At 69.6% G+C, this 22,738-nt stretch carries 20 protein-coding genes; all 20 read right to left on the bottom strand.

Annotated features, from left to right (window positions below):
• Nucleotides 1-35: 35 nt before the first annotated feature.
• Nucleotides 36-1,109 (bottom strand): non-hydrolyzing UDP-N-acetylglucosamine 2-epimerase, encoded by a 1,074-nt coding sequence (gene wecB / locus ACWDR7_RS09770; protein ID WP_449854724.1) that lies wholly within the window; start codon nucleotides 1,107-1,109, stop codon nucleotides 36-38.
• Nucleotides 1,110-1,145: 36 nt separating this feature from the next.
• The gene (locus ACWDR7_RS09765; protein ID WP_449854723.1) at nucleotides 1,146-2,288 is read right to left on the bottom strand and encodes a hypothetical protein; all 1,143 of its coding nucleotides are present in this window, start codon (nucleotides 2,286-2,288) and stop codon (nucleotides 1,146-1,148) included.
• On the bottom strand, nucleotides 2,285-3,442 hold the full coding sequence (locus ACWDR7_RS09760) for a glycosyltransferase (protein ID WP_449854740.1): 1,158 nt from the start codon (nucleotides 3,440-3,442) through the stop codon (nucleotides 2,285-2,287). The genes ACWDR7_RS09765 and ACWDR7_RS09760 overlap by 4 nt, the downstream gene beginning before the upstream one ends.
• Nucleotides 3,439-4,752, bottom strand: a complete 1,314-nt coding sequence (locus ACWDR7_RS09755) for a glycosyl transferase (RefSeq protein WP_449854722.1) — start codon at nucleotides 4,750-4,752, stop codon at nucleotides 3,439-3,441. Before ACWDR7_RS09755 ends, ACWDR7_RS09760 begins: the two co-directional genes overlap by 4 nt.
• Complete coding sequence (locus ACWDR7_RS09750) at nucleotides 4,749-6,491, bottom strand: glycosyltransferase (protein WP_449854721.1); 1,743 nt, start codon at nucleotides 6,489-6,491, stop codon at nucleotides 4,749-4,751. The genes ACWDR7_RS09755 and ACWDR7_RS09750 overlap by 4 nt, the downstream gene beginning before the upstream one ends.
• A 68-nt stretch (nucleotides 6,492-6,559) precedes the next feature.
• Nucleotides 6,560-7,708 (bottom strand): glycosyltransferase, encoded by a 1,149-nt coding sequence (locus ACWDR7_RS09745; RefSeq protein ID WP_449854720.1) that lies wholly within the window; start codon nucleotides 7,706-7,708, stop codon nucleotides 6,560-6,562.
• Nucleotides 7,701-9,503 carry an ABC transporter ATP-binding protein gene (locus ACWDR7_RS09740; protein WP_449854719.1) on the bottom strand — a complete coding sequence of 601 codons (1,803 nt, stop codon included), beginning with the start codon at nucleotides 9,501-9,503 and terminating at the stop codon, nucleotides 7,701-7,703. The genes ACWDR7_RS09745 and ACWDR7_RS09740 overlap by 8 nt, the downstream gene beginning before the upstream one ends.
• Nucleotides 9,500-10,645 (bottom strand): hypothetical protein, encoded by a 1,146-nt coding sequence (locus tag ACWDR7_RS09735; protein ID WP_449854718.1) that lies wholly within the window; start codon nucleotides 10,643-10,645, stop codon nucleotides 9,500-9,502. Before ACWDR7_RS09735 ends, ACWDR7_RS09740 begins: the two co-directional genes overlap by 4 nt.
• Nucleotides 10,642-11,634 carry a Gfo/Idh/MocA family oxidoreductase gene (locus ACWDR7_RS09730; RefSeq protein ID WP_449854717.1) on the bottom strand — a complete coding sequence of 331 codons (993 nt, stop codon included), beginning with the start codon at nucleotides 11,632-11,634 and terminating at the stop codon, nucleotides 10,642-10,644. Before ACWDR7_RS09730 ends, ACWDR7_RS09735 begins: the two co-directional genes overlap by 4 nt.
• Complete coding sequence (locus ACWDR7_RS09725) at nucleotides 11,634-12,728, bottom strand: DegT/DnrJ/EryC1/StrS family aminotransferase (RefSeq protein ID WP_449854716.1); 1,095 nt, start codon at nucleotides 12,726-12,728, stop codon at nucleotides 11,634-11,636. Before ACWDR7_RS09725 ends, ACWDR7_RS09730 begins: the two co-directional genes overlap by 1 nt.
• Nucleotides 12,728-13,330: an acyltransferase gene (locus ACWDR7_RS09720; protein WP_449854715.1), complete on the bottom strand. Its 603-nt coding sequence runs from the start codon at nucleotides 13,328-13,330 to the stop codon at nucleotides 12,728-12,730. Before ACWDR7_RS09720 ends, ACWDR7_RS09725 begins: the two co-directional genes overlap by 1 nt.
• Complete coding sequence (locus ACWDR7_RS09715; RefSeq protein ID WP_449854714.1) at nucleotides 13,327-14,535, bottom strand: glycosyltransferase family 4 protein; 1,209 nt, start codon at nucleotides 14,533-14,535, stop codon at nucleotides 13,327-13,329. The genes ACWDR7_RS09720 and ACWDR7_RS09715 overlap by 4 nt, the downstream gene beginning before the upstream one ends.
• On the bottom strand, nucleotides 14,519-14,899 hold the full coding sequence (locus ACWDR7_RS09710) for a DUF2304 domain-containing protein (protein WP_449854713.1): 381 nt from the start codon (nucleotides 14,897-14,899) through the stop codon (nucleotides 14,519-14,521). The genes ACWDR7_RS09715 and ACWDR7_RS09710 overlap by 17 nt, the downstream gene beginning before the upstream one ends.
• Nucleotides 14,896-15,660, bottom strand: a complete 765-nt coding sequence (locus tag ACWDR7_RS09705; RefSeq protein WP_449854712.1) for a glycosyltransferase family 2 protein — start codon at nucleotides 15,658-15,660, stop codon at nucleotides 14,896-14,898. The genes ACWDR7_RS09710 and ACWDR7_RS09705 overlap by 4 nt, the downstream gene beginning before the upstream one ends.
• Nucleotides 15,661-15,707: 47 nt before the next feature.
• Nucleotides 15,708-17,642 (bottom strand): DUF6541 family protein, encoded by a 1,935-nt coding sequence (locus tag ACWDR7_RS09700; RefSeq protein ID WP_449854711.1) that lies wholly within the window; start codon nucleotides 17,640-17,642, stop codon nucleotides 15,708-15,710.
• Nucleotides 17,643-17,649: 7 nt separating this feature from the next.
• Nucleotides 17,650-18,417: an ABC transporter ATP-binding protein gene (locus ACWDR7_RS09695; RefSeq protein ID WP_449854710.1), complete on the bottom strand. Its 768-nt coding sequence runs from the start codon at nucleotides 18,415-18,417 to the stop codon at nucleotides 17,650-17,652.
• Nucleotides 18,414-19,295, bottom strand: a complete 882-nt coding sequence (locus tag ACWDR7_RS09690; RefSeq protein ID WP_449854709.1) for an ABC transporter permease — start codon at nucleotides 19,293-19,295, stop codon at nucleotides 18,414-18,416. Before ACWDR7_RS09690 ends, ACWDR7_RS09695 begins: the two co-directional genes overlap by 4 nt.
• Before the next feature lie 84 nt (nucleotides 19,296-19,379).
• Entirely contained in the window at nucleotides 19,380-20,462 is a 1,083-nt protein-coding gene (locus ACWDR7_RS09685; protein WP_449854708.1) for a glycosyltransferase, read from the bottom strand.
• A gap of 62 nt (nucleotides 20,463-20,524) precedes the next feature.
• Nucleotides 20,525-21,985: an LCP family protein gene (locus ACWDR7_RS09680; protein ID WP_449854707.1), complete on the bottom strand. Its 1,461-nt coding sequence runs from the start codon at nucleotides 21,983-21,985 to the stop codon at nucleotides 20,525-20,527.
• Nucleotides 21,982-22,461, bottom strand: a complete 480-nt coding sequence (gene purE / locus ACWDR7_RS09675; protein ID WP_449854739.1) for a 5-(carboxyamino)imidazole ribonucleotide mutase — start codon at nucleotides 22,459-22,461, stop codon at nucleotides 21,982-21,984. The genes ACWDR7_RS09680 and purE overlap by 4 nt, the downstream gene beginning before the upstream one ends.
• Between the last annotated feature and the right edge of the window lie 277 nt (nucleotides 22,462-22,738).

Here is a 22,738-nt window from a genome sequence, read left to right as displayed (position 1 = left end):
AAGGCCAGTCTACGTTCGCAACGCTGCGCGCAAGATCAGCGCGCGTCCGCCCGCTCGACAAGCGTCGCGACGACGCGCTCGGCCGCGTGCCCGTCACCGTACGGCGCGGCGTCGGTGTCGGCCGGACGGGGACGGGTGACGCCTGCGGCGATCTCGTCCTTGGTGTTCGCGAGCAGGTTCCATCCGAGCTCGACGGTCTCAACCCACTCGGTCTCGGTGCGAACCGTCGTGCACGGCACACGCAGCAGGAACGCCTCCTTCTGAAGCCCGCCCGAATCCGTCACGACGCCCGCGCTGACCAGGGCGGCCGCGATGAGGTCCGGGTACGCCAGCGGGGCGTGGGAGGTGAGAGAGCCCCGCGTCAGCGCGATGCCGTGCTCCGCCGCCTTCGCGACGACGCGCGGGTGCGCCAGCAGCACGACCGGGCGGTCCAGGCCCGCCAGCGCCTCGACGACCTCGCGCAGCCGCTCGGGCGAATCGGTGTTCTCGGCGCGGTGGATGGTCGCCACGTAGTGCTCCCCCGGCGTCACGCCGAGCTCGGCCACGAGCGGCGACGGCTTGCCTGCCACATGGTCGCGGATCTCGAAGAGCACGTCGGTCATGACGTCGCCGACGAGGACGGTCCGCTCGGCGAGGCCCTCATGCGCGAGGTGGCCGACGGCCACCTCGGTCGGCGCGAGCAGGAGATCCGCGGCATGGTCGGTGAGCACGCGATTGTGCTCCTCGGGCATGCGCCGGTTGAAGCTGCGCAGCCCAGCCTCGAGGTGCGCCACGGGAATGTGCATCTTCACCGCGCTGAGCGCCGCCGCGACGGTGGAGTTCGTGTCGCCGTAGACGAGCACCCAGTCGGGACGATGCTCGTCGAACACCGCGTCCAGCGCACCCAGCATGGCCCCCGTCTGGACCCCGTGCGAGCCGCTGCCGACGCCGAGGTGCACATCCGGCGCGCCGATGCCGAGATCCTCGAAGAACACGTCGGACAGCATCGGGTCGTAGTGCTGCCCCGTGTGGACGATCACGTGCTCGACGCCGGCGGCGAGGGCCGCCTTGTGGATCGGTGCGAGCTTGACGAACTGCGGACGGGCTCCGACGACGCTGACGATCTTCACGGGAGATCAGTCTAGGAGGGTTCCGTCCACGGCCGTTCAGGCCTTCAACAGACGCGTCACGATTCCCCGCGCCACCTCGCGGTCGTGATCAAAGCTGAGCGCGCGCGCCGCGGCATGTGCCTGCGACTTGTACTCGCCGATCTGCGCCGACGTCAGTGGCATCAGGCTCTGCGCACACGCGTCCACGGAGAAGTCGTCGGCGACGACTCCGAGGTCGTGCTCGCGCACGATGTTCACCATCTCGATGGTCGGACCGATCGCGATCGCGAGGCGCGCCTGCACGTAGTCGAACAGCTTGTTCGGCAACGTCAGCCGCGCGTTGGTGTGCACGGGCGGGATCCAGAAGATGCCGACGTCGTAGGCGTTGAGTGTGCGCGGGAGATCCTCAGGAGCAACCGGGTCCCGGAACGTGATCCGCGGATCGCCGTCCGCTCGTTCTCGAAGCTGGCTCAGGTAGTGCCCGCCATCCGCGGCGGGCACAAGGTACAGATCCAGCGTGAAGCGCTCGTCGAGCGCCTTCATCGCGTCGATCATCAGCTCGAGGTTGCGCCCGTGCACTGCTCCTCCGCTGTGGACGAGCCGGATCCGATCGGACGACACGGGTGACGGCGCGAGGTCTGCGAACGGTGCCGCATTCCGCATCACCTCGGGGAGCACCCCGAAGTGGCGATCATAGAGCCGGGCGATCTCGCCGCCCACCGTCGTCACCGCGGCCGCGCGGGGCAGGTACTTCCGGCACAGGTGGACCATGAAAGGCGCGACGAGCACCTTCCACGCCAGCACGTGCGTGCGCTCCTCTGGCGCCCACTCGTGCATGTCTGCCCACACGGGCGCGCCGTCTGCGACCGTGAACGCCAGCGCGAGGACGCGCGCATCGTTCCCGACGACGAGGTCGAATCGCTCCCCCGCGAGTGCGTCGCGTGCGAAGGCGACGCCGGGCGCCGCGAGTTCCGCCGAGCGGTGTGCCCGCAGCCCGAGCCGCAGCACGCCCGAGGGGGTCTGCGGGAGCGAGAGGAGGCCGTCGGGCACGCGCACGTGACGGACGACTCCCGGGGGCGTGTCGCCGTACCCGACCGTCGTGACGTCACCGAACTCGCTGAGCACGCTCAGCTGCCGCAACACCCGGGCGTCGCGATGAATCGGCGACAGCGAGATGCAGAGGATACGGGGGCGCGTCATCCGACGAGCTCCTCGTAATGGGCCATCAGCTGGTCCGCGCTGTGGGCGAGGCTGCGGTGCGCCACGACGAATTCGCGCGCACGCTGCCCCATCGCGCGGCGCTCGGCGGTCGGCAACGACAGCACCAATCGGATCGCGTCGGCGAGCGCGTCGACATCCCGCTCAGGAACCAGGATCCCCGTCTCGCCATCAGCGAGCATCTCACCGGCGCCGCCGGAGTCGTAGACGACCACCGGCACGGCCATCGCCTGCGCCTCGAGCGTGACGAGCCCGGCGGCTTCGCGCCAGCGCCCTGCGCGCTGCGTCGGCAGCACGAACAGGTCCGCCTGTGCGAGCTCCCGCCGCACCCCGTCGCGGTCGAGCTGCCCGGTCATCCGGATACGAGGATCCTGTGCGGCAGCGCTGCGAACGCGCTCCCGCAGCGGACCGTCGCCGACGAAGACGAGTTCGTGGGGCACGGACCGGCTCGCGCGAGCCGAGGCCTCGAGCAGGTCGGGCACGCCCTTCGCCTCGCTGAGCGCACCGACGAACACCACGCGCAGCGGCCGATCGAGGCCCGGTGCGGGCTCCGGGCGGTACAGCTCGGTGTCGACGCCCTGATAGTGCACGACGACCTTCGACGCGTCGGCGCCGCCGGCGACCACTTGGCCCGCAAGATACTCACTCACCGCGAGGATTCGCACGGCGTCGCGATACGCCGCGCGCACGGTGCGCCGATGCCAGGCGAGCGTCGGCTTGCGCGAAAGCGGGGCCTCCCGCAGCGTCGTGAGCGGCACGTAGACGTCCGCGCCGTGGACCGTGAGCAGGAAGGGCACATGGAGGTGGCCGGCGGTGAGCCGTGCCACGCCCGACCAGTTCGCGAAGTGCTGATGAACGACATCGGGCGCGAACGAGTGGATGCCCCGCCGCATCCCACCCGAGACGAGCGGCACGAGTCGCTCGCGTATACGCCATTCGAGCGATGGCCAGCGAGTGTGAAGCCAGGCGCCTGCATCTTGGACTCGGATCCTTGCCGTGATCGACGGATCGTCGATCTGCGCCGACATGGTGAACACCGCGGCGTCGATGCGGTCGCCGAGCTCCAGCGCGTGCTGCACCGCGAAGTACGTCGGCGGGATGCGCAACGTCCCTTTGGTCACCGCGACTCGGATCATCGGGATTCGACCATCTCGCGCAGCACGGCGATGCGCGGCTCCAACTGGGCACTGCGCTCGAACTGCTCTCCCCACGCCTGACTGCGCTCGCGCTCCTGCTGAGTCTGATGACGTGCCATCCGAGCGACCTCTCCGAACGCTTCGGCCAGCTCGTCAGCGTCGAGCCCGCGTGACGGAACCCACGAAGGAGAGGTCTTCATCACGTCGGTCGCTGCGTTGCCGGGGTCGTGAGCGGACAGGACGGGAATGCCGGTGGCCGCGTACTCGAAGACCTTGCCACTCGTGACGTAGCGTCCGGTGCCGAGCATCAACACGAGCGCATCGAAGCCCGAGTAGACCTCGCCGATCGTGGCCTTGGGCACGGCTCCCCGGAACTCCACGCCGTCGGACTCCCGCACGCCTGCGAGCACATCGTTCACTCGACTTGCTCCCGCGAAGTGACCGAGATACCCGTGGATCACGAGCCTGTCCTGCTGCGAGAGAAGCCCCCGGCTGCGTGCTTCGCGCCACCCGGCGATCGTCTGCGCAAGCGGGACTTGATCGCTGATCGTCCCGACGTAGCCGAACCGCAGCCCTTCTCCTCGCTCTGCTCTGACGGGCACACGCAGAGGGGCGTCATACTCGTCATACCCGTTCGCGACCACGTGCATCTTCGACGCGCACTCCGCGAACCGCTCGGCATGCCAGGCCCGAATCGGCTCGTTGACGAACCAGATTTCATGCGCGTGCGCCATGAGCCGCCGCTCCCAGCGCCGTGCACGGGAACCCGGCCGGTTCGTCTCGCGTCCGCTGAACACGTCGAGACTCCAGCCGTCGCGGTAATCCACCACTGCCGGGACCCCGTGCGTCGTTGCGAGATGCCAGCCGACCAGGAGATCGGTGTTCGGGATAGCGGTACCGATGGCGAGGTGGACGGGCTTCGACCGGTGGACCTGCTCGGCTGCCCTGAGGAGGGCCGGACGCCATCTGCCGTATGCCGGCTCCGGGAAGTGTCGAAGGTCTCGGAGCCTATCGATCACGTTCCACAGCTCCGGCTGGCGGGCACGGAACCGTGACCATTGCGAGAGATCGGTCGTGCGCTGCTGTGCAGCGAACGGCACGCGAACGACGGAGACACGGGGATCGATGCGAGCTTCGAGCGTCTCGTCCGCCCCGACAGCGAGGGTGAACGTCTCACGCGGCACTGTCAGCACCGTGACGTCCCACCCTGCGTCCGCGAAGGCGTTGACTGTGGCGAGCGCGCGATACACCCCTCCCGCGCGGCTGGGCGGGAACCCATAGGCGGTGTACAGCAGATGAGGCCGGTTCATGCGCTGACCTTCTCCAGTGCCGCACTCACACCATTGATCGCCTCGGTGGCTGCGCTTCCCGCCGAGCGTCGCAGGCGCCATGCGGCGAAGATCGCGTCCCGTTCTCCTGCGACGATCATGTCGGCTCCGGCGGCGACCGCATGCACCGCCCTGTCGCGCGCGATCGCTCGCCAGAACGTGGCGCCCGGATCCCATGGCGTCAACCGCACAAGCATGCGGCCGATAGGCGTGCTCTCCATGACCGCCAACAGCCTCACGATCACCTGTGGTGACCTTCTCCGAGGGACGTGAAGCGTCTCGATCCCGGCTGTGGGCGCACCTTCCCAGCAGACCAGCCGCAGAGTACCGGCGTCGGCGAGGCCCGCCAGCGCCGCAGCGTCGACAACGCCGCTCGGCTTCAGCAGCACGGTCTCCATGCTCGGTCGTCCCCCTTTCAGTCGATTCTCGCGTCGTCCGCTCGGCGGCCCCGATATCTGAGATCCGGGGACCTCGTCATCGTCGACCACATCGCCAGGACTGGTGAACCTGCCTGCGATGATGCCGGCCGCGTATGCACTCGTCTGCCGAGCATCGAAACGTCGTCGCCAGGCACGACGAGGATCATACGTGCCGGGCGCAGCGTCGAGGACGCGCTGCATCACCTCCGCCACGGCCTCAGGCGCCGCATCCGCACTCACGAGCTCGCCGGTTCCGAACTCGGGCGAGACGATCTCCGGAGTGCCGCCGACCTGAGTCGCCACGACCGGAACACCGAACGAGATCGCCTCCATGATGCTGACCGGCACCCCCTCGGAGCGGCTGAGGTTCACGAAGAGATCCGCACGCTCGGTCTCATAGAAGCGGTAGATCTCCTCGTGGTCGACGCGGCCTCTCAGCTCGACGAGGAGGCGATGCGGAGATGTGCCGACCTGCTCGCGCAACTGCCGCATCAATGGACCGTCCCCGAAGTGCACCCAGCGGATCGGCCGCTCGCTGAGGGCTGCGAGTGCGCGCATCGCCTCGAGGATGTGCGAGACACGCTTCACGTCGGTGACGAAGGAACACGACACGATCGTGCGTGCCGTGCCGGGTCGCTGGGGCGGAACGCTCGCCGGCCCCACTGTCCCCAGCCGGCTGAGGCGGATCTTGCCGCGAGCTGCCGCATAACGGCGCAGGTACTGCACGGCGTCCTCGGAGATCGCCAGAATGTGATCGACCCTGGAGAACAGGAATTCGCGGTACGGGAGATACCCCGTCGGATGGTCCTCTTCGTACAGGTCGTACCGATGGACGCGCACTGCTCGCTCGACTGTCCCGGCAAGCCATGGGACGGCGAGACCCGCGCCCATCGCCCAGAACGCGTAGGCCCGCGTGTTCGGCTGCCTGCACGCACGGGCAACCTCGGGCAGATATGCGATCGACAGACCGACCGACGCCCCCTTCAGAAAGCCAATCGGGTGATTGAGCAGGCGCCGGGCACGAATCTCACGCCATGCCGCCTCAGCCAGGATCGCCCATGCTCGGGGGGATCGCGCCCAGCGAAGCTTGTCCGCCGTGCTGCGGCCGAACACGTGCCCGCCGAGATGCACGTTCGGGGGCATCGCCATCCTCCCGACGCCCCGGTCCCGGACGTAGGTGAAGACGAGCACCTCATCGAACTCCCGGCTCAGCGCCTCGATCTCCGTCGCGACGAAACCCGCATCGCCCGACCGATACGGGTAGTCGTTGGTGAAGAGCAGGAGCCTCCGCTTAGGCGCCATCGCGCCTCCCTCTCAAGAGGCGACCTCCTGCAGTCAGAGCGTCAAACCGAGAGAGCTGCCGCGCGGACTCAACGATCAGCATGGCGTCGTTCGAGCTCCTCGATCGCGCGGAGCCAGACCGTGTTCTCCAGCTCTGCAGACAGGTCACGGGCGTTGGCATGAGCACAGCGCTTCATCTCGTCGATCTGCGAACCGGTGAGACCATCGATCGTCTCGGCGATCGACTGCGCGGTGAAATCCCGGGTGCTGACCCCGTAGCCGGTGGACTCCACCAACTCGACCATCTCCGGCGACGGGCCGACCACAGCGCCGATTCGGGCCTGCAGATAGTCGAACACCTTGTTGGGAAGCGCCATGCGGTGATTGAAGTTGATCGGCGGAAGCACGTGAATGCCCAGGTCATACTCCTGGAGCCGCTTCATCAGCTCGCGATAGGGCACGGGGTCGTGCAGCGTGATGCGGCCGTCCGATCGCTCCGCCAGGAGGCGCAGCTCGTCGACGTACTTCGGCTCGCTCGGTACAAGGTAGAGGTCGAGAGTGGCGCCGTTGCGTGCGGCGAGCACGCCTTCGGCCATCACATGGATCGCCCGCTTCCGCATGGCTCCGCCGGAGTGCACCAGGCGAGGGGGCCAGCTCGACGGCCGGGGCTCCGCGTCGATGTACGGGGCGACGTTGCGTGCCACGTCGGGGCGGAAGCCGAACTCCCGCTCGTACTCTGCCGCGATCCCGGGCCCCACAGTCGTCCACGAGTCCGCTCGACGGACGTACGTCCGGATCATCCACTCCGTCCAGGGCCGCGCCCGCTTGTTCCAGTAGCCCTCGTTCTCCCGGACCCTCGAGTGGTACTCATGTAGGTCGGCATGCACTCCCAGGGACGGACGGAGCTTGAGCGCCACGGGTACCGCGATCGCTTCGTTGGCCAGCACGATGTCGGGTCGGACTCCGCGCAGGCCCTTCAGCGCGGCTCGGACGGCCGCGTTGGTCCACAGCGCGTAACGGTACTGCCGCAGCGCCAGGACGCGCCCATCCCAGACGTACGCCCGCGCCTCCTCAGGAAGCTCCACATGGTGCTCGACGCCGTGCGGGACCTCTCCGTAGCCGCACGTGATGATCTCGTACCGATCCTTGAGCACCGAGATCTGGCGAACCACCCTCGGATCCGTGGCGACGCGAGAGAACGAGAGGATGAGCACCTTCGGGCGATGACCGTCAGTCATTGTCTTCCTTCCTCGCGAGGAGCCCCGCGAGCGCTGCCTGCTGAGCAAAGTCGGGGTCCTTAGCGGCCACCTCGTCGAAGGTCCCCTGCGAGACGATGCGACCGTCCTTCATGTGAGCGATCTTGTCGAAGGAGCGGATCGTCGAGAGCCGGTGCGCGACGGCGATCACGGTCACCTCGCCATGCAGCTCTCGGATCGCCTCCGTGACGGCAGCCTCGGTCTTCACATCGAGTGCGCTCGTGGCCTCATCGAGGACGAGGACGAGCGGATCGGTGTACAACGCGCGCGCGATGCCGAGCCGCTGCCGCTGTCCGCCGGAAAGGGACATGCCCCCTTCGGCGACGTGCGAATGGATGCCCTCCTCGCGTTGCTCGATCACGTCCCAGAGCTGCGCGCGCCGTGCGGCTCTCTCGACGCGCTCGGCATCGAACGAGTCGTCCCAGACCAACGCGATGTTCTGCGCGATCGTGCCGTTGAAGAGCGCGACCTGCTGCGGCACGTATCCCACCCGGGCGCGCCACCCCGCGAGCACCTCGTCGATGGGCCGATCGTCGAGCGTGATCCTGCCGCTGGTGGGCGTGAGCAGCCCTAGAAGCAGGTCGATCAACGTGGACTTGCCTGCTCCGGAGCGCCCGGCGATCCCGAGCGACGTGCCCATGCGAACGTTGACGGAGACCCCCTGGACTGCGGCCTGAGCCGCTCCGGGGAACGTGAATCCGACACTCTCGAGGCGCAGCTCCCGCGGGTCCGAGGGAAGCGGGTCGCGCCCAAGTCCTTCCTGGGCGGCGTGATAGTCCTTCGACTGCTCGATGTCGTCGACGACGGTGTCCACGAATGGGCCTGTCGTCGCGGTGCGGGTGATCACCGATTGGAACCCCGTCAGGGCCGGCACCAGGCGGAACCCGGCGATGCCGAACAGTGCCACCGCGCTCACCGCGCCGTCGATGCCCCCGCCCGTGAGAAACGCCATGGTGCCGGTCAGCAGGAATCCTCCGATGACGGCGGAGTCGAACACGAACCGTGGCACGGTGCCGAGGAAGTTCGAGTTCGAGCGCGCGCGTGCAGTGAGCGTGCGCTGCTTTCGCACGACGGCCTCCACCTCGTCGACCTTGTCACGCAGCGTGATCTCCTTGAGCGCGCCGAGCATGCCTGCGATGAGCCGCGACGCGAGAAGGCTGGAGTCCCTGGCGACCCGCGCCGCCTGGCGCGTCCGTCCTCCGAGGAGGAAGTACTGCACGACGGCGATGCCGCCGAGGTAAACAAGCGCGATGACCGCCGTGACCGGCTGGGCCACAAAGATCACGCCGACGACACCCGCGGCCGTGACCACCATGCCAGCGATCGAGGTGATGGGCAGCAGGAATCCCGCGATGACGTTGGCGACGCCGGTGTTCGCGAGCTGCACGAGCTCCGCCGAATTGCGCGAGAGCCGGGCGGTCCACGGTGCGCGAAGATAGGCGGCGAGCAGCCTCGCACCCAGCTCGACTTCCAACGAGGCGAACCTGCGTGTCGCGATCCACGAGAGCGCCACATTCGACGCCGACTTGAGGATGACGACCAGCGAGAGCACCACGATCAGCCAGATCAGCGCATCACCCGGGACGGTGCCGACGAGCGGCAGCTGCAGACCGCTCCCGGCGACGGCCGAGGCCAGCACGAGGGCGAGCATCAGCAGCGCAATGACATCGACGACCGAGAGCAACGCGCTGATCACCGAGTACACGACGAGGAACCGCCGTGCGGACGCCGGCAGGTACGGCCAGAGCCGACGAAGGCGGGCACCGAGCAGCTTCATCGACCGCTCCTTTCCCGCGGACCCGCCACCCCGAGGAATCCGCTCAGCACCGCGGCGGAGCGGGCGCCATCATGCATCCGCCGCACGAACTCCGGTCCCTGGCCGGCGAGCGCAGCGTAGGCGGCACGGTCGGCAAGGATGCCCCTGATGACCTCTCCGATGTCATCGACCCGAGCCTCGACGATCGGAAGGCCCATGCCTGCCTCGCGCTCGGCGACTCGACGATGCCGGTCGGACACGTGAGCGAGCACGACCCTCCCGGCCGCCATCGCCTCGCACGCTGCGACACCGTAGCCGCCATTGACGAACTGGTCGAGCACGATATCGGCGCCCCCGTAGATGCTCGGCATCCGGGACGCGGGAACGCCGCTGATCTCCCGATACACGATGACCCCTTCGCGGTCGAGCTGCTGCAGGGCAGGCTCGATTCGCTCCGACCCCTTCAGGCCTCGTCGGCTGGGGGCGTGGACCACGATCGGTCGATCGCGTGTCAGGGCGGGGCCGCTCGCGGCGCGCTCCCACGGCTCGGGATCCACGACCACCGGGAGCCACGCCGCGTCGGGCAGGAAGTCGAGCAGCTGCGGCGTCGCGACGAAGACGGGGGCACCGCTCTCGCGGACGAGCCTGTGATTGCGGGCGGTCACCTCTTCGAGACGGGCGGCATCGGGATAGCGTCCGTCGGCGAATGGCGAATCGGGTTCGAGCTGCGCGTGCACGTGTGGCACTCGGATGTCGGACCCATGGAAGACGAGCCCGACGTTGATCGCACCGCGCTCGCGCAGTGCTGCGACGTGCTCCACAGCATCGGCACGCCACAGCGTCGCCCCCGACTCGAGGACGACGTGGCTGAACCCGCGTTCCACAGCGCCGATCTGCCGACGCGTCCACGCGTAGTTCGAGGCGAAGTCCTCGCGCCCCACGCGCGCATCGACGGGAAATCGGAACGTGTCATCGGCAGGGGAAACAGCGAAGGACGTGGCGCGCACACCCCGCAGCCGCTCAGCCGATCGGGCCCAGCGATGTGCCTGGCCGGCTGAGTTCGCGGGGCCGATGACGAGGCGGACCGGCGCGCGGCCGGCTCGCGCGACGGGGAGCATCCTCGCCCGCCAACGTAGCCGCAGGCCGTCCATGAACGCCGTCATCGGAGCGACTGCGCCGTTCCGCGGTCGGCCGTAGCCAGTGCGGCTTCGACCACCGCGAGCGTCTCGAGCCCCTGCCGCATCGTCACGACGTCCGACTCCTTGCCGAGCACCGCGTCGCGAAAGGCCTCGTGCTCCACTTTGAGGGGCTCGCGCTTGGCGATCGCGTAGCGGATCATGTCGCCCTCGCTCACACCGCGGAACGAGGTCATCGACTCCCACTCGAGCGGGATGGTGCCGTTGGCGTGGAAGGTGAGGTCGCCGGTCACGGTGTCGGCGAGGTACGCGCCCTTCTCCCCCGTGACCATCGCGACGCGCTCCTTCATGGGGCTGAGCCAGTTCACGAGGTGGTTCACGATCACGCCGTTCTCGAGACGTCCCGTGATCGCGATCATGTCCTCGTGCTCGCGGCCGCTCTTGAACGCCGTCTGCGCGAAGACGAGATCGTAGGTGCTCTGGGCGACGTACGCCGTGAGGTCGATGTCATGCGAGGCGAGGTCCTTCGTCACTCCCACGTCCGCGATCCTCGAGGGGAACGGGCCCTGCCTGCGCGTGGCGATCTGGTAGACCGCGCCGAGCTCGCCGCCCTCGAGGCGCCGGCGCAGCTCCTGGATCGCCGGATTGAAGCGCTCGATGTGCCCCACGGCTCCGACGAGGCCCGCCTTCTCGAACGCCTCGACCATGCGCTCCCCAGCGGCCACGTCGTGTGCGATCGGCTTCTCGACGAGCGTGTGCACGCCGGCCGCCGCCAGCTCGAGCGCGGCGTCCTCGTGGAAGGCGGTCGGCACCGCCACGACCGCGATGTCGATGCCCTGCTCGATGAGGGCAGCCACGCTCGGCTGCACGGGCAGCGCGCCCGCCACACCATGAGGATCGCCGGCGGCATCCGCAATCGCGACCAGTTCAACGCCCTCGATCTCGCGCAGCACGCGCGCGTGGTGGCGTCCCATCATGCCCAGGCCGACCAGGCCGGCACGCAGCGGCGCGGCCATCAGGCACCCGCTCCCGCGACGGCGTTGACGGCAGCGACGATCCGCTCGAGATCGTCCTGCGAAAGCGACGGGTGCACCGGCAGTGAGATCACCTCGCGCGCCGCGCGCTCCGTCTCGGGCAGCTCGAGCCCCGGCGCGTACGAGGTGAGCGACGGGAGGCGGTGGTTCGGGATCGGGTAGTACACGCCCGATCCCACCTGGTGCTCCTCCTTCAGTGCCCGCACGAAGCCGTCGCGGTCCTCGGCGACGCGAATCGTGTACTGGTGGTAGACGTGGCGGGCGCCGTCGGCGACCGGCGGCACCACGACACCGCGCAGGTTCGCGTCGAGGAAGGCGGCGTTGCGCCGGCGCTGCTCGGTCCACGCGTCGACCTTCGTCAGCTGCACGCGGCCGATCGCGGCATGGATGTCGGTCATGCGGGCGTTGAAGCCGACGATCTCGTTCTCGTACTGGCGCTCCATGCCCTGGTTGCGCAGGAGGCGCACGCGGCGCGCGAGCTGCTCGTCGACCGTCGAGACCATGCCGCCCTCGCCGCTGGTCATGTTCTTCGTCGGGTACAGGCTGAACATCGCCCAGTCTCCCCATGTGCCCACGGGTCGTCGGTCGAGCGCTGCTCCGTGCGCCTGCGCCGCATCCTCGTAGAGTGCGACGCCGTGCTTCTCGGCGATCGCCGACAGCTCGCGCATGCGCGCCGGGTGCCCGTACAGGTGCACCGGCAGGATGCCCTTCGTCCGGGGGGTGATCGCGGCCTCCACCGCGGCCGGGTCGAGGCCGAAGGTGTCGGGTTCGATGTCGACGAACACCGGCGTCGCACCGGTCAGCGCGACCGAGTTGCCCGTGGCCGCGAAGGTGAACGACGGCACGATCACCTCGTCGCCGGGGCCGACGCCAGCGGCGAGCAGCCCCAGGTGCAGTCCCGACGTGCCGGAGTTGACGGCCACAACGGGGCGCCCCTGCACGAAGTGCTGCGAGAACTCCTGCTCGAAGGCAGCGACCTCCGGCCCCTGCGCGACCATGCCGCTCGTGAGCACGCGGTCGACCGCCGCACGCTCCTCGTCGCCGATGATCGGCTTTGCGGGGGGAATGAAGTCCATCAGTTGCTCACCTCTCGAAGCTCGCCGTCGCTCTCGACGAACGTGTCACCCGTCTCGGGACAGCGCCAGTTCTCTCCGTCGCGCACCAGGGGGACCCCCGCGCGCCCGACCCAGCCGATACGCCTCGCGGGCACGCCCGCTACGAGCGCGAAGGCGGGGACGTCCTTGACGACGACCGCGCCGGCGGCGACCGTCGCCCACTCCCCGATCGTCACGGGCGCCACGCATGTGGCCCTGGCACCGATCGACGCTCCGCGCTCGACGGTGACGCCGACGGGCTCCCAGTCGTGCGCCGACTTCTGCGAGCCGTCCGGGTTGATCGCGCGCGGGTACGTGTCGTTCGTCAGGACCACGGCCGGACCGATGAACACGCCCTGCGCGAGCCGCGCCGGCTCGTACACGAGCGCGTAGTTCTGCACCTTGCAGTCGTCGCCCATCTCGACGCCGGTGCCGATGTACGCGCCGCGACCCACGATGCAGTTGCGGCCGAGCCGCGCTCCTTCGCGCACCTGCGCCAGGTGCCAGACCGAGCTGCCCGCCCCGATCTCGGCGTCGTCGGCGACATCCGCCGAGTCGACGATACGCACGTCTTGAGCAGTCACGCGTCGATCCTCTCCGATCCACCTGGGATCATGCCCATCACAGCCTCGGCGGCGCGTTGTCCCGCCGCCATCAGCGACACCTTCTCTCGTGCCCACTCGACCCGAGCACCGCGCCGCTCCTCGGACGCACCATCGCCGTACTGCGCGATGAGGCGGCGCATCGCCTCCGCGACGGCGTCCTCGTCGAACTCGGCGGCTTCGCCGAGGCCGGCGCCCGCCACGAGTTCGCGCCCCGTCTCCGCTCCCGCGAACAGCACCGGCGTGCCCACGGCCGCCGCGGCGTAGGTCTTCGTGGGTCGCGCGAAGTCGTACCCTCTGCCCGGCACGATGCTCACGAGCGCCGCCACCGCGCCGCGGATCCAGGCCGCCGAGCTCTCGGGCGGCACGACGCCGCCGAAATGCACGCGGCCAGGGGCGAGCCGATCCGCGAGCGCGCGCAGGTCGTCCTGCAGCGCCCCCTGCCCGAAGAACCGCAGATCCAGGTCGGGATGGTCGCCCGCGATGCGGGCGAAGGCCTTCACGAACACGTCGGGCTGCTGCCACTCCGACATCGTGCCGGTGTAGACGAAGTAGGGGCGGCCCGGCGTCTCCGGCGCCACCTCGGGCGAGAATACCGCCGTGTCGATCCCGTTGCCGATCGTCGCGACGCGCCCGCGATCGGCGCCGATCGCCACGAGGCGATCCGTCACCTCCGGCGAGACGGAGAGGATCACCGCCGCCGCGCGCAGGACCCGGCGCTCCATCCACCGCATGATGGAGACCACGGCGGCGGGAGCACCCATGGACACGACACCGTCCGTCCAGACGTCTGCGGCGTAGTAGGCGAAGGGCCGTCGACGCAACCATGCCACGAACGCGGTGACAAGGCCCGTGGTGGGCGGCGCCTCCGCCACAAACGCGTCGGCGCGACGGATGATAAGACGCAGCAGCAGGGGCGCATCGAAGCTGAGGTACTGGATGTAACCCCGGACGTTTCCCCCCGCGTCGCGCAGCACCGGCCACCGGCGTAGGCGAGCGCCGACGATGCCGATCTGCCGGTGGCGGATGGTGACGGGCGGCCGGGTCGTCGCCACGTCGACCGCCGCACCCCGTGAAACGAGCCCGCGCACGAGCGCCCCGAGCCGGAACGCACCCGCGCTCACCTCGGGCTCGAACAGTCGCGTGGCGAGGACGATGCGCGGCCGGCCCTCACTCCTCGCCGTCACGCCACTCCCGTTCCTTCTTCGCCTCGAGGTCGCGCATCCGCAGATCAAGCATGGCGACATGCTCCGTGAGCGTGCGGATGCGGTCCTCCGCCTTCGTGAGCTCCGCCGAGTGCTGCAGACTCAGCACGACGAGAATGGCGATCGCGACGAAGAAGACGAGGTTCGCGGGCACCTCGACGCCGACGATCCGCGCCGCCCAGATCAGCAGATCCGGAAACACCGCGATGACGAGCGCCAACAGACCCGCCAGGAACCACCACACGGCGTGCCGCTCGCGAAGCGTCCCCCGCCGCAGCAGCACGAACATCACCACCAGCACGGCGACTGCCGCGAGGATGCCGAAGGCGTAGAGGGTGGCGCTCATCGCACGGACATCCCATCGGCGAAGGACCAGGTGGGCCCGACCACGACGCGTGGCTTCGTGAGCGCGATGCACAGGGCGAGACAGGATCTCATCAGGTGGACGGAGGCGCGCACAGGGTTCTGCGACGGCGATCCTCCCTGCCGCTCGCGCATCGCCACGGGACGCTGCCGGATCGTCAGGCCCGCGCGGGAGGCCATGACCAGAGCCTCGATCGTGTCGCCGAGATACTCGGCGGGGTAGGTCTGCGCGAACAGACGAACCGCGCGCGGGCCGGCCGCCTTGAAACCGCTCGTCGTGTCGGTCAGTCTCGTCCGTGTGATGCGGCTGAGAGTCCGCGCGAGCACCCACATGGCGGCGCGACGCGGACCGCGCGCGCCGGCGCCCGCCGCGCCGGCGAACCTCGCTCCGATGACGATGTCCGCCTCGTCGAGCCCCGCGATGAGGTGAGGGACCTCCTCGGCAGGATGCTGCCCGTCGCCGTCGACCTGGACCACCACGTCGTATCCCCGTGCGCACGCCCAGCGGAACCCCGCACGCATCGCGCCGCCCACGCCCAGGTTGACCGGCAGTCGCATCACGCGGGCTCCCGCGGCCGCAGCCACCGCTGCGGTGTCATCCTTCGAGGCATCGTCGACGACGAGGCAATCCGCCTCGGGCGCGACCGCGCGGACCGCGCGCACCACGTCGCCGACCGCGTCCGATTCGTTGTAGGCGGGCACCACGATCAACGTCTTCGATCGCGATGCCGCCATGTCCACCATCTTAGGCGTCCCGGCACGACGCCCCGGTGGCGGCGTCGTGCGCGGTCTCAATCGCACGCCGTGATCTCCCACAGCGAGACGTCGCCTTCCTCTGCGACCAGCTCGAATCCGTCGTGCCCCTCGAACCCCGTGAACCCCTCGAGCACCCACCGCCCCGGGTACGGCTCGCCCGGCCCGAAGTCGAGGACGTAGTCGATTCCACGCTGCTCGATCACATCGCAGACATCCGGATCCTCTGCCACGTCGGGCAGTCGCGATCCCAGCACGTCCTGTAGGTCGGGGGAAAGCTGCCAGCTGCGCGGAATCACGTCCATCCCGGTGAGGGCATATCCGAAGCCGGTGCCCGTCCCGGGATTCCCCACGATGGTCGAGTCGGCGGGCACGAGCTCCGGCAGCTTCTCGATCAGCTCACGCTCGTCGTCCTCGAGGTAGTTGGCTTCCTCCGCGCGGTACGGATTCGGGCGGACGTCCGGCCCGTCGAAGACGACATTCATGAAGACGGGGGGAACGACCAGGACGGTCGCCAGAACGACGAGCAGCGACGATGCCGCCACGAGCGGCGTCGCGATCCGACGCAGCGCGGGCAGGAGACCCAGCGCCGCACGCACGACGCCATCGATGCCGAGCGCGGCGAGAGGCACGCTCGCCACCGCCGTGAGCGCCGCCAGCCGATACGGGTCCTCATACCAGGCCCCGACGAGAAGCGCTCGCAGCGCCGGCTGATGCAGCGCGATGGCGGCGACGTACAGCGCTCCGGAAAGGACCCACAGTGCGACGAGCCAGCGGGCGTCTCGACGAAGGATCGCACGGACCAGACCGGCGACGACCGCCACGGCCAGACCGATCCGCGCCGGTGCGCCGACAAGCGATTGTGTCGCCACCTGCCACGCCGCCTCGGCTCTTCCCAGCGTCGCCGGCCAATGACCCGAACTGGGAAGGGCCCCGAGCACGAGCCACGCCGCGACGATGGCCGCGGCGCCGACGAGGACGAGGGCGGCACCCGCGGTCCGCGCGCGGGCAGTCGCGATCCGCCATCCGGTCGCGACGCGACCGATGGCGAACAGCAGGACCGCGGCGAAGAGCGGCAGGAGCGTCGCGGGCTGCGCGAGTGCGATGGCCGCTGCCGAAAGGCCGAGCAGCCCGAGCATCCGCAGGCCGCTCCCCAGGCGTCCCGCCGTGGTGCCCTCGCGAATGCGCCGCCATTCCGCTGTGCTGATCCACACCGCGATCGCGGCCGGAAGCAGCGCCATCGAGGCGTGCAGGGGGTAGAGCACGCCCCACTGCAGGAGCAGGAGCGGGAAGGTCGCGAACCCCGCCGAGACGATGCCGGCGACGCCGGCGATGGCGCGCGATCTCAGCGTCACCTGCACGAGCCACGCGCACCCGAGCGGCCACACCGCACACGAGAAGGCCAGCGCGACCATATTCACGGCGACGGTCATCTCCACGCCCAGCTGCGTGACCAGCGAGACGACCCCGTGCCAGGCCGCGGGGTAGAAACCCGAAGCGCCCTGCACGCCGCTGAGCAGCAGCGACGATGCGTTGCCGGTGTCGACGGCGTAGCGCATGGCATTCAGGTGGAAGACGGCGTCGTTCGTCTGGGAGATGGCGTCGGGGGCGCCGATGTACGAGGCGAGCTGCCAGAGCAGGATGGCGGCGCCGGCGAAGACGCCTGCCGCGAGCGGCCAGCGTGCTCCCTCGGCTTCCGTACGCAACGGCGGGAGGCCGAGCGCGCGCCGCAGCACCCAGAACAGCGCGACGGCGAGGACGAATCCGATCACGGCCGAGAGCGGCGTCCACCCGATGCCCACGAAACCGAACAGCACGGCCAGGCCGGCGCCGAGGCCGACGGTGAGCGCCGGAGCGGCGGCGACCATCGCCGCACCGCGCAGCGCCAGCGCCCACGCCATCGCGAGCCCGGGCGCGAAGACCACGAGCAGCGCGAGTGCCAGCGCCGGCAGCGCCTGCACCCATTCGATCATCGGCGCGTCAGCCCTGGTTCATCGCGTCGATCGCCTGCTCGACGGGCCCGTCGAACATCAGCTCGCCCTTCCGTATGACGACGCCGCGGTTGCACAGCTCGCGCACCATCTCCATGTCGTGGCTCACGATCACGAGCGTCTTGCCCGCCGCGATGAGCTCGTCGAACTTGCGACGGCACTTCTCACGGAAGGGCGCATCGCCGACCGAGAGGATCTCGTCGACGAGCAGGATGTCGACGTCGACGTGGATGGCCACGCTGAACGCCAGGCGCATGAACATGCCCGACGAGTAGTGCTTGACCTCCTGGTCGATGAACTCGCCGATCTCGGCGAACTGCACGATCCGCTCGTAGCGCTCCTCGATCTCGTGCTGCTTCATGCCGAGGATCGCCGCGTTGAGGAACACGTTCTCGCGCCCGGTCAGCTCGGGGTGGAAGCCGGCGCCCACCTCGATGAGCCCCGCCACCCGGCCGCGCGTGAGCACCCGTCCGCCGTCGGGCGCCATGACGCCCGAGAGCAGCTTGAGCAGCGTGGACTTGCCCGAGCCGTTGTAGCCGAGGATCGCGACGGAGTCGCCCTCGTCGATCGTGACGTCGATCCCCTTGAGCGCCTCGAACGTGGACGACGTCTTGCGCCGGCGGATCCAGCTGACGACGACGTCCTTGAGCGAGTGCCCGTGGTGGAGCGTGAACGACTTGCGGACGTTGTCGATGATGATGCTCGGCTTGGCCGGCGCTCCTGCCTGCGGCCGGGTGCCCTGCGGTGCGGTGCTCATAGGTCTTGCGCGAACCTTCCCTCGAGGCGTCGGAAGACGAGCTGCCCGACGAGGATCGTGACGAGCGCGATGAGGAGCGCCGTGCCCGTCTGCCAGCCCAGATCGGGGTTGAGCTCGTAGCCGCTGCCGGCGAACTTGTCGCTCGAGACGGGAGCCCAGAAGGCGACGTGCAGCAGCTCGACGGCCGTGGTGATGGGGTTGAGCAGGTAGATCTGCGTCAGCCACGCGGGGAACACGTCGCGCACCATGGTCCACGCGTACAGCACCGGCGAGGCCCACGTGACGAGCATGAGCAGGAGCTCGACGATGTTCTCGGCATCGCGGAAGCGCACGTTGACGGCGCCGAACAGCAGCCCCAGGCCGAAGGCCGTCATCATGAGGATGAGCACGGCGGCGAGCACCGCGAGCACGCTCCACAGTGTGATGTGCATGACCCAGCCGAGGAACAGGCACACGACGAGCAGCAGGCCCAGCTGCGGCAGGAAGTGCACGAACGCCACGAAGACGGCGGATACGGCGAAGAGCTGGCGCGGCAGATACACCTTGCGCACGAGCGGCGCGTTGCCCACGATCGAGCGCGTGGAGTTGCCGAACGCCTCGCTGAAGAGGTTGATCCCGATGATGCCGCTCATGAGGTAGACGGCGTAGTTGGGCACGCCGTGCTCCAGCCGCATGAACACGCCCATGACCAGCCAGAACACGAGGAACTGCGCGGCGGGGCGCACATAGGACCACGTCCAGCCGAGCACGGAGTTGCGATAGCGGGTGGTCACTCCCGTGCGCACGAGCAGCTTGAGCAGGTACCGCCACCGGATGACATCGAGCAACCCGCGGCTGGTGCCGGGGACCTCGAACTCGCTCAGATCAACGCTTGTCACTCGGGTGCGCCCCACATCGGTCGGGAATAGGCCACGGATGATCCTAGCTTCCGCACGCTGAACGCCCGCTCGGCGCAGCGCGCGTCACAGATCCGCGTGCAGCTGCCAGACCTTCTCGGCCGCGCCCATCCAGGTGAACGCCCGCGCGCGGTCCCTGCCGAGCACCGACAGCCGCCGGCCGCCACCGTCGATCACCGTGCGCAGCGCCTCGGCCAGGTGGTCGGCGGGGACGAAGAGACCGCCGTCGTAGATCACCTCGCGGTGCACGGGCGAGTCCACGGCCACGAGCGGGGTGCCCAGCGCCATCGCCTCGGTGGCGCGCCACGGCCAGGCGCTGCGCGTCGCGGGGGCGAGGAAGGCCCGGGCTCCCCCGATCACCGCGGCGCGGTCGCCCCGGTCCAGGTGCCCGCGCGCGTGCACCCGCCGCTCGGGCAGGCCGGCCGCCGAGGCGAGGTCGGCGACGGCCGGCTCGGCCCCCTCGGGCACGCCGATGACAACCACGTCCAGATCGGTGGCCGCGACGGCCCGCATCGCCGCGGCGAGGCCGTCGGAATCGCCGATCCCGCCCGATGTCGCCACGTACTCGGCGGGGAGCCGGAGGTCGCGTCGGCGGGCGTCCGCGTCGCTGGGCTCGGCGAAGCCGTCGAGCACCGCACCCGGGATCACGCGGATCCGCTCGCCGAGGTCCACCCATTCCGACAGCCTCTCGGCGATCGCGTGCGTGGGGACGACGATGGCGTCGGCGTGCCGCATCGCCCGGCGCAGCATGGCGCGCTGCCAGTCCGCCTCGGCGCGCGGCAGCTCGGAGGGCGCCTCCCACGGCGCGAGATCCCACACGGTGACCACGGTCTGGTCGCCCTCGTTCACGCGGTCGTGCCGCACGAGCGGGGCCATCAGCGTGGGCGAGTGGATGAGGCCGCCGCCCACGCCCGATGCCACGCCGAAGCGCCAGGCCGCCGCCAGCCGGCCGCGATTCAGGCGCAGCCGCTGCTCGTGACTCAGACCCGCGATGCCGATGGGCTCCCCCGCGGGCGCGATGGCCTCGACCCGGCAGCCGAGCGGCGCGGCGGCGACGAGCGCCCTGGCGAGCTCGCGGGACGCCGTCGCCAGGTCGTCGCCGGTCGGCGAGACGAGCTGATCCAGGACGACGCGCAGGCTCACGGACATGTCATGAGCGTACTGTCGTGCTCTCGGATCCTCCTGAGCGCGCGCCTGCGCGGCGCGGGCCGCTACGGCTCGGGGGTAGGCGTCGGCGTGGGCGGATAGAGCGCGGCGTGCACCATCTCCCGGATCTGCCCGTAGTCCGGCTGCTCGGGATCCACCCCGTTCGCCGGCGTCAGCTCGATCGACGCGAACGGCTGCGACCGCGCCTTCGTGCCGAGTTCGATGAACGCGCCCGTCATGCTCTGCGGGATGTCGGTCTGCACGAGGGCGTCGCCGGCGTTGAGGATGTCCTGGAAGCGGGTCAGCACGGTCTCGGGCGTGAACTGGTCGAGGATCGCCTGCTGCAGCTGGCGCTGGCGCTCCATGCGGTCCCAGTCGTTGGTCGTGTAGCGCGAGCGCGCGTACCACTGGGCCGTGTCGCCGTCCATGTGCTGCGTTCCCGGCTCGATCCACCCGATGGCCCAGTCCTCGGCGGGCTGCCCGTCGTACGCGGGCCCGCCGCCCTTGGGCAGGCGCTCGGTCACCTCGATGTCGACGCCGCCGAGCGCGTCGATCAGGCGGGCGAAGCCGTTCATGTCGATGAAGACGTGGAACTGGATCTGCAGGCCCAGGATGCCCTCGGCCGCGTCCTTCGTCGCCTCGATGGCCGGCCGCGAGTACGTGGGATCGAGCCCCGGATAGAGACCCTCCCCGCGGTCCTCGCTGCAGTACTCGACGGCGTTCGTGAGGTTGTTGATGTGGTTGTTCCAGCCGCACGACGGGTCATACCGCCCCTCGAAACCGTTGGGGTACAGCTCGCGCATCGGGCTGTCCTCGGAGAACGGCACGTTCGGCATGTCGCGCGGGATGCCCGTTATCGTCACGGCGCCCGTGTCGGCATTGATCGACACGACCGAGATGCTGTCGAACCGCATCGAGTCGCGGCCCTCGCCCGAGTCGGCGCCGAGCAGCAGGATGTTGTAGTACCCGTCGACCGGGGCCACGGGGAAGCCGGTGGGCAGGATGCTGCCGAGGTTGGCACCCGAGAACAGGCGGGGTGCGGCGAAGGCGACGCCGCCGCCGGTGACGACCATGAGCACGACCGAGAGCAGCGCGATGAGGAACCGCGAGGGGTTCGAGGTCTTCACGAGGCGCACGAGACGCAGGGTGTCGATCCCGAGCACGATCCAGAGCACGCCGTACGCGACGACGAGCACGCCGGCGACGACCATCGAGATCGGGAAGAGCGCGATCGTGATCGTGCCGGCCGGCCACAGCAGCATGCCGAGGATCAGGACCACGGCGAGCGTCCACAGCAGCAGCGTGGTGCCGAGGGCGAACCGGCCGAGGCGGCGATTGCCTGCGAGCACCTGGGCCGATCCGGGGATGAGCCATCCGAGGATCACGAGCCACCATCCGCGCCGCGTCATCACCCGCGGCGACGCCGAATCGGGGTACCGCAGGGGCCGGCCGTTGAGCACGCCGGCCGAGCGCGACGTCAGGGTGGGCGCGGACGCGCGGGAGCGCGCCGGGCTCGCGACGCTCACTCGGCGTCCCTCAGCGATGCCTTGAGGCGGTCGTTCTTCTCGCCCACCTGTGCCTCCAGTTCGCGCGCGTACGCCTCGACCCGGTCGCCGATCGCGGCGTCGGAGGCGCCGAGGATGCGCGCGGCGAGCAGGCCGGCGTTGCGCGCGCCGTTGATCGACACGGTCGCGACCGGGATGCCCGCGGGCATCTGCACGATCGAGAGCAGCGAGTCCAGGCCCTCGAGCGTCTTCAGCTGCACGGGCACGCCGATGACCGGCAGCGCCGTGAGCGAGGCGAGCATGCCGGGCAGGTGCGCCGCTCCCCCGGCTCCCGCGATGATCGCGCGCAGCCCGCGGTCGCGCGCCTGGCGCCCGTACTCCATGAGCTTGTCGGGGGTGCGGTGCGCCGAGACGACCTCCACCTCGTGCGCGATGCCGAACTCCGTCAGCGCCTGCGAGGCATCGGCCATCACGCGCCAGTCGGAGTCGGAGCCCATGACGACGCCGACGAGGGGGTTCTCGGAGGAGTGCAGCACGCGTAAAGGCTAGGCGAGCACCCTGGAAACCCCCGCATGCGACCCGCGCAACCCGAACGGTGCAACCCCACGGTTGCTGAACGAAGTGGGCGAAGCGAACGAAGCTGAAGCGACCTCAGCAACTCCATGATGTTTGCGGTGGTCGCTTCATCTCCGCGGCCTCCGGCCGCTCCGTTCAGCAACCGATGGGCGCTCCCACCGATCACTGTGCGAGCGAAGCGAGCGTGCGGCCACATCT

Source organism: Microbacterium sp. NPDC003461 (genome assembly GCF_053588335.1).
This window is presented reverse-complemented; position numbering and strand designations above follow the sequence as displayed.

What these genes read in the sequence shown, in the direction of transcription:
- ACWDR7_RS09765 (WP_449854723.1), bottom strand. Translation starts at nt 2,288, where the DNA reads ATGACGCGCCCCCGTATCCTCTGCATCTCGCTGTCGCCGATTCATCGC.
- ACWDR7_RS09760 (WP_449854740.1), bottom strand. Translation starts at nt 3,442, where the DNA reads ATGATCCGAGTCGCGGTGACCAAAGGGACGTTGCGCATCCCGCCGACG.
- ACWDR7_RS09755 (WP_449854722.1), bottom strand. Translation starts at nt 4,752, where the DNA reads ATGAACCGGCCTCATCTGCTGTACACCGCCTATGGGTTCCCGCCCAGC.
- ACWDR7_RS09750 (WP_449854721.1), bottom strand. Translation starts at nt 6,491, where the DNA reads ATGGCGCCTAAGCGGAGGCTCCTGCTCTTCACCAACGACTACCCGTAT.
- ACWDR7_RS09745 (WP_449854720.1), bottom strand. Translation starts at nt 7,708, where the DNA reads ATGACTGACGGTCATCGCCCGAAGGTGCTCATCCTCTCGTTCTCTCGC.
- ACWDR7_RS09740 (WP_449854719.1), bottom strand. Translation starts at nt 9,503, where the DNA reads ATGAAGCTGCTCGGTGCCCGCCTTCGTCGGCTCTGGCCGTACCTGCCG.
- ACWDR7_RS09735 (WP_449854718.1), bottom strand. Translation starts at nt 10,645, where the DNA reads ATGACGGCGTTCATGGACGGCCTGCGGCTACGTTGGCGGGCGAGGATG.
- ACWDR7_RS09730 (WP_449854717.1), bottom strand. Translation starts at nt 11,634, where the DNA reads ATGGCCGCGCCGCTGCGTGCCGGCCTGGTCGGCCTGGGCATGATGGGA.
- ACWDR7_RS09725 (WP_449854716.1), bottom strand. Translation starts at nt 12,728, where the DNA reads ATGGACTTCATTCCCCCCGCAAAGCCGATCATCGGCGACGAGGAGCGT.
- ACWDR7_RS09710 (WP_449854713.1), bottom strand. Translation starts at nt 14,899, where the DNA reads ATGAGCGCCACCCTCTACGCCTTCGGCATCCTCGCGGCAGTCGCCGTG.
- ACWDR7_RS09705 (WP_449854712.1), bottom strand. Translation starts at nt 15,660, where the DNA reads ATGGTGGACATGGCGGCATCGCGATCGAAGACGTTGATCGTGGTGCCC.
- ACWDR7_RS09700 (WP_449854711.1), bottom strand. Translation starts at nt 17,642, where the DNA reads ATGATCGAATGGGTGCAGGCGCTGCCGGCGCTGGCACTCGCGCTGCTC.
- ACWDR7_RS09695 (WP_449854710.1), bottom strand. Translation starts at nt 18,417, where the DNA reads ATGAGCACCGCACCGCAGGGCACCCGGCCGCAGGCAGGAGCGCCGGCC.
- ACWDR7_RS09685 (WP_449854708.1), bottom strand. Translation starts at nt 20,462, where the DNA reads ATGTCCGTGAGCCTGCGCGTCGTCCTGGATCAGCTCGTCTCGCCGACC.
- purE (WP_449854739.1), bottom strand. Translation starts at nt 22,461, where the DNA reads ATGGGCTCCGACTCCGACTGGCGCGTGATGGCCGATGCCTCGCAGGCG.